Source organism: Paraburkholderia sp. RAU2J, assembly GCF_003634845.1.
In the GTDB taxonomy this organism is placed as follows: Bacteria; Pseudomonadota; Gammaproteobacteria; order Burkholderiales; family Burkholderiaceae; genus Paraburkholderia; species Paraburkholderia fynbosensis.
On the sequence record NZ_RBXG01000002.1, the window covers coordinates 1 to 12,579 of the forward strand.

Sequence of the window (12,579 nt, forward strand, 5' to 3'; positions counted from 1 at the left end):
TTCCCGGCCAAAGAGCGCGGTTTCGCAACGGGCATCTGGGACTCGTCATCGAAGTGGGGACCCGCGCTCGCGCCCGCCGTGCTCGTCGCTCTGATGATCGCGTTCGGCTGGCGCTCGCTATTTCACGTGACGGGCGCATTCGGGATCGCGTTTGCGCTCCTGTTCCTCGTGCTGTATCGCAATCCACGCGACAGCAAACGTTTATCGAAAGGCGAACTCGCGTATATCGAGGCGGGCGGCGGCGGTCACGAACGCTCGCTGGCGAGTTCTTCGCTCAAGTGGCGCTGGCTATTCGTGCGCCGCAGCGTGTGGGGCATGATTCTCGGCTATTTCTGCGTGATCTGGCTCTGGAACATCTTCCTCGTGTTTCTGCCTCTGTATCTTCTCGACCGCTTTCATATCTCGTTCGCGCAACTCGGCGTCGTCGCGGGCATTCCTTGGGTGGGTGGCGCACTGGGCGAAATCGCGGTGGGCTATCTGGCGAAGAAGCTCGTTGATCGCCAGCTCGCGTCGCCGATCGGCGCGAAGCGGCTATTGATCGCGTGCTGCGCGGTGGGTGCCGGCGTGTGCGCGATGGCGCTGCCTTTTTCCCACTCGCTGAATGCGACGCTCGCGCTGTTCACCGTAGGCCTCGCCTTCCTTGCCGCGATGATCGGCTCGGCATGGGCGCTCGCGGCAGATATCGCGCCGTCGTCGATGGTGGCGTCGGTGAGCGCGATTCAGAACTTCGGTGGCTATTTCGGCGGAGCGTTTTCGCCGCTCGTCGCGGGCTTTATCGTCGACACGACGGGCTCTTATGCGCTCGCCTTCATCTCGGGCGGCATCATCGTCGGCTGTGCGGCGCCGTTCTACTGGTTCATGGCTCGCAAGCCGATCGTTGAAGATGTCGCTGTGGCGCAAGGCTGATTTTTAAGCGCTATCGTTGAGGTTGTCTCGAGCGGAGCCACCGGCGCGTGGGTCGCGCCGCTCACGCGCGGCGTGTGGCTCGAACCTGGCGAGGTTGGCATCGCTAATCGTCGCGATCGCAACCTGCTCGGGCGCGAGCCACAGCGGCAGCCGGCCTTTGATGTTCGAGCAGCAATCGCGATGAAGCGCTCCATGCTGCCGAGCACCGCGTGATGGATCAACACGGGCCGCTCGCGTTCATTGCGCTCGGTGACGAATTCCGCGTCGAGCCGCTCGGGCAGCACGAAGTCGAGCTGGATCGTGCCGCATTGCCAGCTTCGCGCGCGGCTGTCCGTCAGATGGAACTCCCGAACGCACGCGCTGATTGAACACCTGCACATGGCAAGGGCAACTCATCCATCTTGCGACGGCACGTCAATCGCCATCGCGGCACGCGCTGGCCACAACCATGCGATAGACGCTACGATATGCGTTTGATCCGCCATCCCCCTCACTTCATCGAGCGTTGCCTTGACTATCCACATCCGCCCCGCGACCGCAGCCGACGCTGCCTTGATTCTTCGCTTCATCACCGAACTCGCGGTGTACGAGAAGGCCGAACACGAAGTCGTCGCCAACGTCAAAGATATCGAAGCGACTCTGTTCTCCGCCGATGCACCGGCGAAGTCGCTCATTTGCGAAATGAACGGCGAGCCGGTCGGCTTCTGCGTCTACTTCCTTTCGTACTCCACGTGGCTCGGCAAGCAGGGGCTTTATCTGGAAGACCTGTACGTATCGCCGGCATCGCGCGGCGGCGGCGCGGGCAAACAGATGCTGCGCCACCTCGCGCAGATTGCGTGCGACACCGGCTGCGGCCGCTTCGAATGGAGCGTGCTCGACTGGAACGAGCCGGCCATCGGCTTCTATGAATCGATCGGCGCGAGCGCGCAAAGCGAATGGGTGCGCTACCGCCTGGCCGGCGACGCGCTGAAGGCGTTCGCCGAAGGCGACGCGTAGCAGAAGACGGGAAAGTGTCTGCGATGCAAACAGGCGGCGAGCCAACGCCGCCGGTCGAACATCACTGCGCCGAACCGCTCGCCGGCGTCACTTCGAACGCGTCGCCAGTGGCGAAGAACGTTCCACCGGTCACGTAATGACAGGTGCGCAGATCGGGGTCGTCGCCGAAATGCCAGCGGTTATTCGAGTACACGCGGCTGTCCGCATACGCGGCGACCACTTCGCCGATGATCAGGTCGTGCCGTTGGCTATCGTCCGGAATCACCTTGCACTCCATCCACGTGATACAGCCGGCCAGCATCGGCACGTCGATATTATGCGCGGGAAAGGTGTCGAGGTCGAATGCGGAAAACCTGTCGACGTCGGCGCCCGCGTTGCTGCCCACTGCCAGCGTCTGCGCGGCGAATCCGCGGCTCGGCAGTTGCAGCCCGAACACGCCGCTCGCTTCGATCAATTGCCGCGTGAGCGTACGGCTGTCGACCACGACGACCACCTTCGGCGGGTTGAAGTCGAGCGGCATCGCCCACGACGCCGCCATCACGTTGGAGCGGCCGCCGTGCGCACTGGTGATGATCGTGACCGGTCCATGATTCAGCAACTGCGTGGCCCGCGACAACGCTACGGGTTCTCGGGTGACTTTCATACGTCCTTGTTTCTGTCGAACTGGGATGACGGGAATTGTAGCGGGGTCATGGGGTGCGGGAGTGGGGCACTGCATGGTCTGTCGAGCCTCTTTCAGGCCCCCGGTTCCAGGCGAGAATGTGCCACCACCCGCAACTAGAGAGACGCCATGCGCATCGCCTGCCTGCATACCGCCGACAGCCATATCGCCCTGTTCGACGCGACCGCGCGCGCCGTCTCGCCCACGCTCGAATTGATGCATGAGGTGCGCGCGGACCTGCTCGCAGCCGCGGAGCAAGCCGGCGGCTTGACGGAAGCCATCGCGATGCAAACACGGGCATCGCTGCTCGCGCTGCGCAGCGGCTCGCATGCTGTGTTGCTCACCTGCTCGACGCTCGGTCCAGCCGTGGATGACGCGCTCGCCAAACAATGCGCACCGGTGCCCGTCGTGCGAACCGATGCGGCCCTCGCGCAGCGCGCGGTCGCGCACGGCGGCAAAGTCGTCGTGCTATGCACCGCCTCGACTACGCTCGAACCCACTGCGAGCCTTTTTATCGAAGCCGCAAAGGGGACCGCCGCGAAGGTCGACGTTCGCCTGATCAGCGGCGCGTGGGATCTGTTCAAGGAAGGAGCTTTGCCGGCGTATTTCTCGGCGGTCGCCGCCGCAGCGGACGCCGCTTACGCAGATGGCGCAGATGTCATCGCGCTGGCGCAAGCATCGATGACGGGTGCGGCGGAGCGCGTCACGCGCGGCGCGATACCGCTTACCAGTCCGCAATCGGGCCTCGCCGCCGCCATGGCAGCAGCCGCGCTCGCCGCCGAGGCAGTCGAACCGAAGTAAAGACAATCCAAACCGCTCAGGACGGCAGCCCACGAGCCGCCGCCCCGCGCGTCAATCAATGCGGCGCTTTACCGTTGGGCACCGCGTCGAGCGGTTTGTGCTGTTCTTCGCCGAGTCCCGGGAAGAACGCGTTCCATGCGGCACGCACGCCCTGGGCCGCGGTGGCTTCGGCGGCGATCGATTCGGTCTCGCCCTCGGCGGCTCCCGATGGGTCTGCGGACAAGCCGCGCCAGTGCGTGAACACCAGCAACGGTTTTTCGGTCCACGTGCCTTCGCCAAACTTCGCAAACGCCGTGTCCCCGCTCGTCAACTGCACCTCGTACCAGCCGTCACGGACGGGTGCGTGGGCGGCAAGCTCAAACCACGGGGTCGGTTCGATTTCCTTCATGTCGTCTCCGGTCAGATGAATCGTCAAAGATTACCAACAACAAAAAGCTTTCCTCACGCCCGAGCCTGACAGCGGCCCGCGACGCGCCGCTCGCGCGATGGTGCGATGCTGCGCACCGGGCATGTCCTGCGGGCGATCCGCCAACGCCGGACAATGTCCGACGCGTCGAAATCGCCGCGCATAAACGACACGATAGCGCGACATGGGGCGCGCGGACAAACGCAAAAACTCACTTGCACGAGATGGCGGCCGGCACGACCGTCGAGAGGCCCGTCAGGCGGCTGTCGACACGGTCTTTGACCCACGTTTCAACGCGCGCCGCGGCTTGCCTTCCAGCTCGCGAGCGAGCGTGGCCAGCGTGTCGACAGCGGGCGCCAGCCGCTCGGCGGGCGTGTTGCCGTAGCCGATCACCAGTCCGTTCGTTTCAACCCGCTGCTGCAATGCGAAACCGGAAAGGGCGCGCGGATTGAGCCCCTTAGCGAGCGCGCGTTCGACGAGGGTTCGATCGGCCACCTGCGCAGGCAGGCGCAACGTCAGATGCATGCCGCAATCGCCGCCCAGAATCCGTGCCCGCGCGAAGTGCGCGGTGAGCGCATCGCGCAGCGCCTGCTGGCGCTCGCGGTATAGACGCCGCATCCGCCCGAGATGCCGCCCGAACTCGCCGCTGTCGATGAAATGCGCGAGCGCCAGTTGTTCCAGCCGATGCCCGCCGCGCAGCATCTCCTGCAACGCGACGGCGGTGTGCTCCGCAATCGCCCGCGGCAACACCACGAAGCCGATGCGCAGCGCCGGAAACATCGTCTTGCTGAACGAGCCGACGTACAGCACCGGGGCGTCGTCGACGAGGCCTTGCATGCTGGCGATCGGCTCGCCGGTGTGGCGGAATTCGCCGTCGTAGTCGTCCTCGATCAGCCACGCGCCGCCGCGCCGCGCCTGCGCGATCAGCTCCAGACGGCGCGCCACCGACAACACCGCCCCCGTCGGATACTGATGCGCAGGTGACGTGTAGATCAGTTTCGGCGGCTGCGCGAGCCACGCGCTGGCAGGCGCGGCCATGCCTTCGGCGTCGACGGGCATTGGCAGCGTGCGCAGATCGCCGAGATTGAACGCGGCCTTCGCGCCGCGATAGCCGGGGTCCTCGACCCACGCGAGGTCGCCGGGATTGGTGAAGAGCCGTACGCACAGGTTCAGCGCCTCCTGCGCACCCTCGGTAATCACCACCTGCGCGCCGTCGCAGCGCACGCCGCGCGCCATGCGCACATGCGCGGCGATCGCGTCGCGCAGCGCCGGTTCGCCGGCCGGCGTGCCGTAGCCAAGGGCGAGCGGCAATGCGCGCTCCATCGAACGTTCGAGCGCGCGCCGCCACGCGCCCAGTGGGAAGCGGTCCAGCGCGGGCATGCCCGGCGTCAGCGGAAAAGTGTTGTCGGCATGGGTGCGGGTCGCCGCGAACTGCGCGACGCGCGCCGCGTAAGCCACTTCGGGCGCGGCCGATCGAACCGGCGCTTCGCCGCGCGCGGCCGGGCTGGAAAGCGGGCTCACGCGGGTGCCCTTCTTGTCCGCGACCACGTACCCGACGGCGGCCAGATGCTCGTAAGCGATCACTACCGTGTTGCGCGACACGCCCAATTCCGCGGCGAGCAAGCGTGACGATGGCAGCAGGGAGCCGGCGGCCAGGCGCCCCGTGAGGATCGCCTGCTGCAAGCGCTCGATCAACTGCTTTTGCAGCGGCGCGGGCTTCGTCGCGCCGCCGTCGGCGGTGCCAGCTTCGGGCGGGTGAGCAAGCGGGCCTATGATCTCGATCATCGCGGGCTGGACCTATCGAATGGGCTTGTCGTGGATCTTTTTAACATACCACGTTTGCCGTATCGTTCATGATTATTGACACGCACGCACGAACCTTCACGAACTACGGAGAGCAGACATGGAACCCAGACGTAACGCGTTCGACCAACCGATCGGCACGCCCGTGCCGAACTGGAACGGCGCCCGGGCGCCCGGCCGCGAACCGCTGGTCGGCCGCTATTGCCGGATCGAGCCGGTGAACGTCGAGCGTCATGCCGAAGATCTGTACGACGCGTACAGCTCGGCCGCCGATGGCCGCGACTGGACCTACCTCGCGGTGGGTCCGTTCGACAGCCTCGCCGCGTACCGCGAGCATCTGACGCGCGCCGCCGCGTCGACGGACCCGCTGCATTACGCGGTCATCGACCTCGCGACCGGCAAGGCGGTCGGCACGCTGGCGCTGATGCGCATCGACCGGGCGAACGGCGTGATCGAAGTCGGCCACGTCACGTATTCACCGCGCCTGAAGCGCACGCGCATTGCCACCGAAGCGATGTTCCTGCTGATGAACCACGTGTTCGATGCGCTCGGCTACCGGCGCTTCGAATGGAAATGCGATTCGCTGAACGAGCCCTCGCGCGCCGCCGCGTTGCGCTACGGCTTCACGTTCGAGGGGATCTTCCGCCAGGCGATCGTGTATCGCGAACGCAATCGCGACACCGCGTGGTTCTCGATCATCGATGGTGAATGGCCCGCGCTGCGAGCCAGCTATACGCGTTGGCTCGACACGGGCAATTTCGATGCGCAGGGGCGGCAGGTTGAGCGGTTGGTGGATCTGATCGGGCGGGAGCGGGCGGCGGGTGGCTGAGCGTTGACGCACGCGGTGGTGATGCCAGCATAACGGGTGGCGGCGCACGCTGCACGCCGCAAAGCATGGCAGGCGAACGGACTTCGCCCTACACTGCGCCGATACGTTTGCACGAGTTTGCGTGAGCGCGTCTCGCGCCTCCTGGCCACGTCCGTCACCACCCCAGCCGATGAAATCCCGCCTGCGCTACCTCAGCGCACTGCTCATCAACGTCGCCCTGCCCTGGCTCGCCTACCGGCTCGCGCTCCCGCACTGGGGCCAGCTCGGCGCGCTGAGCGCGTCGGCGCTGCCGCTGATCGCCTGGATGAGCTGGGACCTGCTGCGCTACCGTCATTTCGACGCACTCAGCGCACTCGTACTGGTGGGCATCGCGCTATCTCTGCTGGCGCGGCTCATCGGCGGCGGTGCCCGCATGCAGCTGATCGAAGACCCGATGGTGTCGGGACTCGTCGGCGCGTCGTTCCTCGCATCGCTCGCATTGCGGCGGCCGCTGGTGTTCTATCTGGCCCGCTCGACGATGTCGCGCGAAGACCATCGCAGCGCCGAGAGCTTCGAGCGGCACTGGCGCGAGCGCCCGACGCTCGCCGCCTATATCCGCCTGATGACGCTCGTGTGGGGCATCGGCATGGTCGGCGAGAATCTCTTGCGCAGCGCCGTCGTGTGGCAATGGCCGAACGATCCGCGTTCGGCGCTCGCCTCCAACCTGCTGCGTTACGGCGTCTATGCCGCGCTGACGCTGTGGACCTTCTGGCTGCGCCGCCGCATCAAGCAGGACGCGCTGCGTTATCCGCGCGATGACGAAGCCCCCGGCAGTCCGCTCGCCAGCCCTTGAACTTCACCGTCACGCCAGTTCAAGAAAGCGCGCGAGACAAGGATTGCGATTCGCGGGCGACCACGCCAGCACCTGTTCGATCAGCGGCGCGTCGACCAACGGCCTGAACACCACGCCCGCGAGTTGCGCCTTGCGCATCGACGACGGCACCAACGCGACGCCCACGCCTTCATCGACGAGACTCAGCACCGTCTGCTGCAATTGCACCTCGAAGCGGATATCCGGCTCGAAGCCGCCCGAGCGGCAATGTTCGAGGATCGTCGCGCGCAGACTCGGCGCGACGTCCTCGGACGCGAGCACGAACGGCTCGCCCGCCAGTTGCCCGATCTTCAGACGCCGCGCGCGGGCGCGTGGATGGCTGCGCGACAGCGCGACGCACAACGGCTCGCTGAGAATCGTGCGGGTGGCGAGGCCCTTGTCGGGCACGTTCGGGAACATGATGGCCGCGTCGATGTGACCGGCGAGCACCTGGGCGGCGAGATCGTTCGACACGACTTCGCGCAGATTCAACGCAACCTCCGGATACGCGACGCCGAAGACCCGCGCATAGCCGGGCACGACGCTATACGCGGAACACATCGTGAAGCCGATCGAGAGCTTGCCCGCGTCGCCGTGCGCGGCGGCCTGCGCATTACTGACCGCCTGTTCCACCGACGCGAGAATCGCCTTCGCGTCGGCGTAAAAGCGCTCGCCGGCCGCGGTCAGCGTGACGCTGCGCGGGCTGCGCTCGATCAACGTCACGCCGAGATTCGCCTCCAGCGCCGCCAGTTGCCGGCTCAACGGCGGCTGCGACAGGTTCAGACGCGCCGCCGCACGGCCGAAATGGCGCGTCTCGGCCAGCGTCACGAAGTAGCGCAGCGGCTTGATGTCGATCACGATGCACTCCCGCCGGATGGCGATGCAAAAAAGGTATTATCGGAGCCAGAAAACAGTATTGGATTGTATCAACGCGAGCCACTACGCTCGCGGATTGTCTGTCCGATCACACTTTCCGCACCGATGTTAGCCACCCTCGAGATTCTGCTTCCCGTCTTCGGCCTGATTTTCGCGGGCTTTGCATGCCGCCGCAGCGGCGTGCTCGGACCGAACTCTGCGTCGGAACTGAATCGCTTCGTCGTCTGGCTCGCGCTGCCCGCCCTGCTGTTCGACACGATGGCGCACGCCACCTGGCGGCAGTTGTATCAACCCGCCTTCGTCGCGACCTTTTCGATTGCGTGCGTCAGCGTGTTCGTGCTGATCCTCACAACGCGGCTGCTGAGCGGCCAGCATCTCGCCGACGCCAGCGTCGATGCGATTGCGGCGTCGTATCCGAACACCGGCTATATCGGCTTTCCGCTCGGCATGATCGCGTTCGGCCAGGCGAGCCTGACGCCGACCACGATCGCGACGATTCTCGTCGCCTGCGTGCTGTTCGCGTTGGCGATCGTGCTGATCGAAGTCGGCTTGCAGACCGAACGCACACCGCACAAGCTCGGCCTGAAAGTGCTGGGCTCGCTCGCGCGCAATCCGCTGATCGTGTCGCCGATCGCGGGCGTGCTGTTTGCGAGCCTGCACGTCGCGATGCCGGCGAGCGCGGAGACATTTCTGAAACTGCTGGCCGGCGCGGCGAGTCCGTGCGCGTTGGTGAGCCTCGGCCTGTTCCTCGCGGAGAAGCGGCCATCGGGTGCTGGTGCTGGTGCTGGCGCTGGTGCTGGTGCTGGTGCTGGCGCTGGTGCTGGCGCTGGTGCTGGTGCTGGTGCTGGTGCTGGTGCTGGCGCTGGTGCTGGTGCTGGTGCTGGTGCTGGTGCTGGTGCTGGTGCTGGTGCTGGTGCTGGTGCTGGTGCTGGTGCTGGTGCTGGTGCTGGTGCTGGTGCTGGTGCTGGTGCTGGTGCTGGTGCTGGTGCTGGTGCTGGTGCTGGTGCTGGTGCTGGTGCTGGTGCTGGTGCTGGTGCTGGTGCTGGTGCTGGTACTGGCGGCGTTTCGCTGCTGCTGACCGGCGTCAAGCTGCTGGTGCAGCCCGCGCTGACATGGTGGCTCGCGGCGCGTGTGTTCGGGCTATCGTCGATGCTGGTGGAAATGGCGGTCGTGCTGGCCGCGCTGCCAACCGGCACGGGACCGTTCATGCTCGCGGAGTTCTACCGGCGTGAAGCGCACATCACGTCGCGAACCATTTTGCTATCGACGGTGGGGTCGGTGGTGACGTTGTCGTTGCTGCTGCTGGTGATGGGCCATCGCACCTGAGCCGCAGCGTACGGCGCGTGAATCCTGCTCGCCGTCAATCGAAGCACGGGCTCAACTGGTACGCAGATCGGCGGCACGCGCACCTAAGCGCAACACGCCGACGCTATCGCCCTCGCGCTCCCGCCGGCAGGCGCCACGCGGTTCCTGCGACGACGTACACCTCGCCCCCACCTCGCGCTATGCTTCGCACACGGGCCGGCCAGGCCCGCGATCCCGACACGCGAAGCGCGACCTCCCCGACCCGCCGTGCCCAAAGCCCGCCCACCCGAACTCCACGACGACGCCGACGCCCGCTCGCTCGCGCGTCACTATCCGCGCGGCCTGCGCATCGACCCGCACTCGCACACGTGGGCACAAGTGCTGTATGCGGTATCCGGCGTGATGTGGGTCGAAGCCGGCCGCGAAGCGCTCGTCGTGCCGCCGCAGCGCGCGGTCTGGCTGCCGGCCGGCACGGTCCACTCGATCCACATGATGAACGACGTGGAGATGCGCAACCTCTATCTGCATGAGCGCAATGTCGGTCATCTGAGCCGGCGCAGCGACGTGTTCGAGGTCAACGGCCTGCTGCGCGAGCTGATCACGTCGATTGCCGAACATGAGCGCACCCGCGCGCGCGATCAAACCTATCTCGACGCCGCCTACCGTCTCGCCATGCTGGAACTCGCGCACGCGCCGCGCTCGTCGCTGCGCATCGCGCTGCCCGATGCGTCGGACCGGCGGCTCGAAGCACTATGCCGCGCGGTGATCGACAACCCGTCGATCGCGATCAGCTTCGAGCAGCACGCGGCGTTGGTCGGCGCGAGCGTGCGCACGCTCGCACGGCTCTTCACGCGTGAACTCGGCGTGGGCTTTGCGCAATGGCGGCGCCAGGTGCAACTGGCGGTGGCGGTGTCGGGGCTCGCCGAGGGACGCCCGGTTAGCAGCATCGCGCGCTCGCTTGGATTCCAGCCAAGCAGCTTCAGCGACATGTTCCGGCGTGAACTGGGCGCACCGCCGACCGGCTTCGGTCCTGGCGGGACATTGAGTGAGGCGGCAGCCGAGGAGTCGCGGGAAGAGGCGGGCAACAGCAAGCGTTGAAGAGGCCGCGCCCTGCACACCACCACAACCACCCATTGTCCGAAATTCGAAAGCGCTTGTCCTGACGCACGCGTGCCAGTCACCTAGACTACGCTCATCCCGCCGCACGGCGCAGCGTAAATACCCACCTGGAGCGAACCACGATGAAAGCGATTCAGTTCAAGTCTTTTGGCAATCCGGAGGTGCTCGACTACGTCGACCTGCCGACGCCGCAAGCCGACGCAGGCAGCGCCGTCGTGCGCATCATGGCGGCCTCGGTGAATCCGAGCGACGTCAAGAACGTGTCAGGCCATTTCGAGCACACGGTCCTGCCGCGCACGCCGGGGCGCGACTTCAGCGGCGTGGTGGTCGATGGTCCGCCGGCGTGGCTCGGCGCCGACGTGTGGGGCACCGGCGGCGACATCGGCTTCACGCGCGACGGCACGCACGCGGAGTTCATCCGCATCCCGCTCGCCGGGCTGTCGCGCAAACCGACCGCGCTGACTCATGCCGAAGCGTCCGCGATCGGCGTGAACTTCGTGGTCGCATGGCTCGGCACCGTCGAGTACGCGCAATTGCAGGCGGGCGAAACCATCGCGGTGATCGGCGCGGGCGGCGGCGTCGGCGGCGCGGTGGCGCAGATCGCGAAAGCGCGCGGCGCGCGCGTGATCGCCGTCGATCGTCATCCGCTCGACCCGAACACGCCGGCAGGCCGCCTGAGCGACGACTACGTGCCGTTCGACGAACACGTCACCGAGCGCCTGCGTGAGTTGACCGGCGGCGCGGGCGCGGACGTGGTCTACGACACGGTAGGTGGCGTCGCGTTCGAGACCGCGCTGAGTCTCGTCAAACGGCGCGGCCGCGTGCTGGAAATCAGCGGGACGGGCAAGCGTCGCGTCGAGTTCGATCTGATCGATTTCTATCACAACGAGACCCAATTGCTCGGTGTGGACAGCGCGAAGCTCGGTGTCGCGGAATCGGCGCCGTTGATGACGGCACTCGTCGAAGGCTTCGAAAGCGGCAAGCTGACCGGGCCGGCCATCGCGCAGGAGTTTCCGCTCGAACGGGCGCGCGAAGCCTATCAGGCAGTGGCCGGCGGTACGCGGGGCCGCGTCGTCATCCGCATGTGAGCGCCATTGCGGCCCGCCTCCCACAGAAGGACAACGGACATGAAAGCCTATTTGCTCTCGCTCGCCGCCGGGGTGGTGGTCGGGCTGCTCTACAGCATGATGGAAGTGAAGTCGCCCGCGCCGCCGGCCGTCGCGCTGGTCGGGCTGCTCGGCATGCTCGGCGGTGAGCATGTGATTCCACTCGTGCGGACGTGGCTCGCGTCGGGTATTCACTAGAGCGCTTGCGCCTGTGCTGACACCCATCCCTTTTCCGTCGCCGCGCGCCACACGTTAAGATTGAGCCCCTTGCGCCGGCGCCCGGCCCGGTGACGAAGAAAGGGATTGCCCCGGAGAACTGGATGTCAGCAGAATATGAAGTGCATGGCCCGCACGACCATGCCGTCGAACACGCCGGCCGCCACGACGCGGACCCGTTTGCAAGCCGCATGGCCGTGATGACGGCGATCCTCGCGACGATCGGCGCGCTGTGTGCGTACCAGAGCGGCAACAGCGAAAACCTGGCGCTGTTCTACAAGAACGAAGCCGCGATCAAAAAGACCGAAGCGTCGAACCAGTGGAATTACTACCAGGCGAAGGGCGAGAAACAGAACCTCGCCGAACTCGGCGCGGCGCTCTCGGCGGGCAATAGCGACGCCCACGCGAAATTCCTCGCCGACGTCGACAAATACAAGCAGCAGAAAGCGCCGATCCGCGAGAAGGCCGAAGCGATCGAAAAGGAGGTCGTGGACAATGACAGCCGAAGCGAAACGCTGCTGCACGGCCATCATCGCTGGGCGCAGGCTACCCTGCTGATCCAGGTGGCGATTGCGCTATCCGCGATCACCTTGCTGACGCGCAAGAACTGGCTGCGCAATCTGTCGTTCGCCGTGGCGGCGGCGGGTGTGGTGACTGCCGGCGTCGCATTTCTGGCAGCTTGAACTACACACGGGCCTGCGCCGC

General features: G+C 66.1%; 16 protein-coding genes and 2 pseudogenes. 13 read left to right on the forward strand and 5 right to left on the reverse strand.

Going from position 1 to position 12,579, the window contains the following annotated elements; all coding sequences use genetic code 11:
- On the forward strand, window positions 1–906 hold a 906-nt coding region (locus tag B0G69_RS17365; RefSeq protein WP_121319520.1), incomplete at its 5' end, for an MFS transporter.
- Here B0G69_RS17365 and B0G69_RS17370 read toward each other — a convergent pair.
- Complete coding sequence (locus B0G69_RS17370; protein WP_241991381.1) at window positions 849–1,190, reverse strand: hypothetical protein; 342 nt, start codon at window positions 1,188–1,190, stop codon at window positions 849–851. The genes B0G69_RS17365 and B0G69_RS17370 overlap by 58 nt on opposite strands.
- Here B0G69_RS17370 and B0G69_RS41850 point away from each other — a divergent pair.
- Together B0G69_RS41850 and B0G69_RS17375 are read left to right on the forward strand one after the other, a co-directional pair.
- Window positions 1,116–1,274: a hypothetical protein gene (locus B0G69_RS41850; RefSeq protein ID WP_241991566.1), complete on the forward strand. Its 159-nt coding sequence runs from the start codon at window positions 1,116–1,118 to the stop codon at window positions 1,272–1,274. The two genes, B0G69_RS17370 and B0G69_RS41850, sit on opposite strands and share 75 nt — an antisense overlap.
- Window positions 1,275–1,416: 142 nt before the next feature.
- Window positions 1,417–1,902 (forward strand): GNAT family N-acetyltransferase, encoded by a 486-nt coding sequence (locus B0G69_RS17375; RefSeq protein WP_121319522.1) that lies wholly within the window; start codon window positions 1,417–1,419, stop codon window positions 1,900–1,902.
- A 61-nt stretch (window positions 1,903–1,963) separates the two neighbouring features.
- Here the strand turns inward: B0G69_RS17375 and B0G69_RS17380 are convergent, their stop codons facing one another.
- Window positions 1,964–2,545 (reverse strand): flavin reductase family protein, encoded by a 582-nt coding sequence (locus B0G69_RS17380; protein WP_121319524.1) that lies wholly within the window; start codon window positions 2,543–2,545, stop codon window positions 1,964–1,966.
- A 147-nt stretch (window positions 2,546–2,692) separates the two neighbouring features.
- Between B0G69_RS17380 and B0G69_RS17385 the strand changes: the two genes are divergently transcribed.
- Window positions 2,693–3,364 (forward strand): aspartate/glutamate racemase family protein, encoded by a 672-nt coding sequence (locus tag B0G69_RS17385; protein WP_121319526.1) that lies wholly within the window; start codon window positions 2,693–2,695, stop codon window positions 3,362–3,364.
- A gap of 55 nt (window positions 3,365–3,419) precedes the next feature.
- Here the strand turns inward: B0G69_RS17385 and B0G69_RS17390 are convergent, their stop codons facing one another.
- Together B0G69_RS17390 and B0G69_RS17395 are read right to left on the reverse strand one after the other, a co-directional pair.
- The gene (locus B0G69_RS17390; RefSeq protein ID WP_121323754.1) at window positions 3,420–3,752 is read right to left on the reverse strand and encodes a hypothetical protein; all 333 of its coding nucleotides are present in this window, start codon (window positions 3,750–3,752) and stop codon (window positions 3,420–3,422) included.
- A gap of 273 nt (window positions 3,753–4,025) precedes the next feature.
- The gene (locus B0G69_RS17395) at window positions 4,026–5,555 is read right to left on the reverse strand and encodes a PLP-dependent aminotransferase family protein (protein ID WP_121319528.1); all 1,530 of its coding nucleotides are present in this window, start codon (window positions 5,553–5,555) and stop codon (window positions 4,026–4,028) included.
- Window positions 5,556–5,673: 118 nt separating this feature from the next.
- Between B0G69_RS17395 and B0G69_RS17400 the strand changes: the two genes are divergently transcribed.
- Both B0G69_RS17400 and B0G69_RS17405 read left to right on the forward strand, forming a co-directional pair.
- Window positions 5,674–6,402, forward strand: coding sequence for a GNAT family protein (locus B0G69_RS17400; protein ID WP_121319530.1), 729 nt, complete (start codon window positions 5,674–5,676; stop codon window positions 6,400–6,402).
- 169 nt (window positions 6,403–6,571) lie between these two features.
- Window positions 6,572–7,234: a VC0807 family protein gene (locus B0G69_RS17405; RefSeq protein ID WP_121319532.1), complete on the forward strand. Its 663-nt coding sequence runs from the start codon at window positions 6,572–6,574 to the stop codon at window positions 7,232–7,234.
- Between the two features lie 9 nt (window positions 7,235–7,243).
- On the opposite strand, the gene B0G69_RS17410 is transcribed toward B0G69_RS17405, so the two are convergent.
- The gene (locus B0G69_RS17410; RefSeq protein WP_121319535.1) at window positions 7,244–8,110 is read right to left on the reverse strand and encodes a LysR family transcriptional regulator; all 867 of its coding nucleotides are present in this window, start codon (window positions 8,108–8,110) and stop codon (window positions 7,244–7,246) included.
- Between the two features lie 123 nt (window positions 8,111–8,233).
- Here B0G69_RS17410 and B0G69_RS17415 point away from each other — a divergent pair.
- The 7 genes and pseudogenes from B0G69_RS17415 to B0G69_RS17445 all read left to right on the forward strand — a co-directional run.
- Window positions 8,234–8,908 (forward strand): annotated as a pseudogene (locus tag B0G69_RS17415) (AEC family transporter); the annotation flags it as partial.
- On the forward strand, window positions 8,898–9,206 hold the full coding sequence (locus B0G69_RS41425; protein ID WP_199731432.1) for a hypothetical protein: 309 nt from the start codon (window positions 8,898–8,900) through the stop codon (window positions 9,204–9,206). The pseudogene B0G69_RS17415 and the gene B0G69_RS41425, both read left to right, overlap by 11 nt.
- Window positions 9,188–9,454: pseudogene (locus B0G69_RS17425) on the forward strand (AEC family transporter); the annotation flags it as partial. The gene B0G69_RS41425 and the pseudogene B0G69_RS17425, both read left to right, overlap by 19 nt.
- A gap of 246 nt (window positions 9,455–9,700) precedes the next feature.
- On the forward strand, window positions 9,701–10,531 hold the full coding sequence (locus B0G69_RS17430) for a helix-turn-helix transcriptional regulator (protein ID WP_121319537.1): 831 nt from the start codon (window positions 9,701–9,703) through the stop codon (window positions 10,529–10,531).
- 143 nt (window positions 10,532–10,674) lie between these two features.
- The gene (locus tag B0G69_RS17435) at window positions 10,675–11,640 is read left to right on the forward strand and encodes a zinc-binding alcohol dehydrogenase family protein (RefSeq protein WP_121319539.1); all 966 of its coding nucleotides are present in this window, start codon (window positions 10,675–10,677) and stop codon (window positions 11,638–11,640) included.
- A 39-nt stretch (window positions 11,641–11,679) separates the two neighbouring features.
- Complete coding sequence (locus B0G69_RS17440) at window positions 11,680–11,856, forward strand: DUF1427 family protein (protein ID WP_121319541.1); 177 nt, start codon at window positions 11,680–11,682, stop codon at window positions 11,854–11,856.
- 122 nt (window positions 11,857–11,978) lie between these two features.
- On the forward strand, window positions 11,979–12,557 hold the full coding sequence (locus B0G69_RS17445; protein WP_121319543.1) for a DUF4337 domain-containing protein: 579 nt from the start codon (window positions 11,979–11,981) through the stop codon (window positions 12,555–12,557).
- The last annotated feature ends 22 nt before the right edge of the window (window positions 12,558–12,579 follow it).

What these genes read in the sequence shown, in the direction of transcription:
- B0G69_RS17395 (WP_121319528.1), bottom strand. Translation starts at nt 5,555, where the DNA reads ATGATCGAGATCATAGGCCCGCTTGCTCACCCGCCCGAAGCTGGCACC.
- B0G69_RS17400 (WP_121319530.1), top strand. Translation starts at nt 5,674, where the DNA reads ATGGAACCCAGACGTAACGCGTTCGACCAACCGATCGGCACGCCCGTG.
- B0G69_RS17445 (WP_121319543.1), top strand. Translation starts at nt 11,979, where the DNA reads ATGTCAGCAGAATATGAAGTGCATGGCCCGCACGACCATGCCGTCGAA.
- B0G69_RS17385 (WP_121319526.1), top strand. Translation starts at nt 2,693, where the DNA reads ATGCGCATCGCCTGCCTGCATACCGCCGACAGCCATATCGCCCTGTTC.
- B0G69_RS17405 (WP_121319532.1), top strand. Translation starts at nt 6,572, where the DNA reads ATGAAATCCCGCCTGCGCTACCTCAGCGCACTGCTCATCAACGTCGCC.
- B0G69_RS17440 (WP_121319541.1), top strand. Translation starts at nt 11,680, where the DNA reads ATGAAAGCCTATTTGCTCTCGCTCGCCGCCGGGGTGGTGGTCGGGCTG.
- B0G69_RS17435 (WP_121319539.1), top strand. Translation starts at nt 10,675, where the DNA reads ATGAAAGCGATTCAGTTCAAGTCTTTTGGCAATCCGGAGGTGCTCGAC.
- B0G69_RS17380 (WP_121319524.1), bottom strand. Translation starts at nt 2,545, where the DNA reads ATGAAAGTCACCCGAGAACCCGTAGCGTTGTCGCGGGCCACGCAGTTG.
- B0G69_RS17390 (WP_121323754.1), bottom strand. Translation starts at nt 3,752, where the DNA reads ATGAAGGAAATCGAACCGACCCCGTGGTTTGAGCTTGCCGCCCACGCA.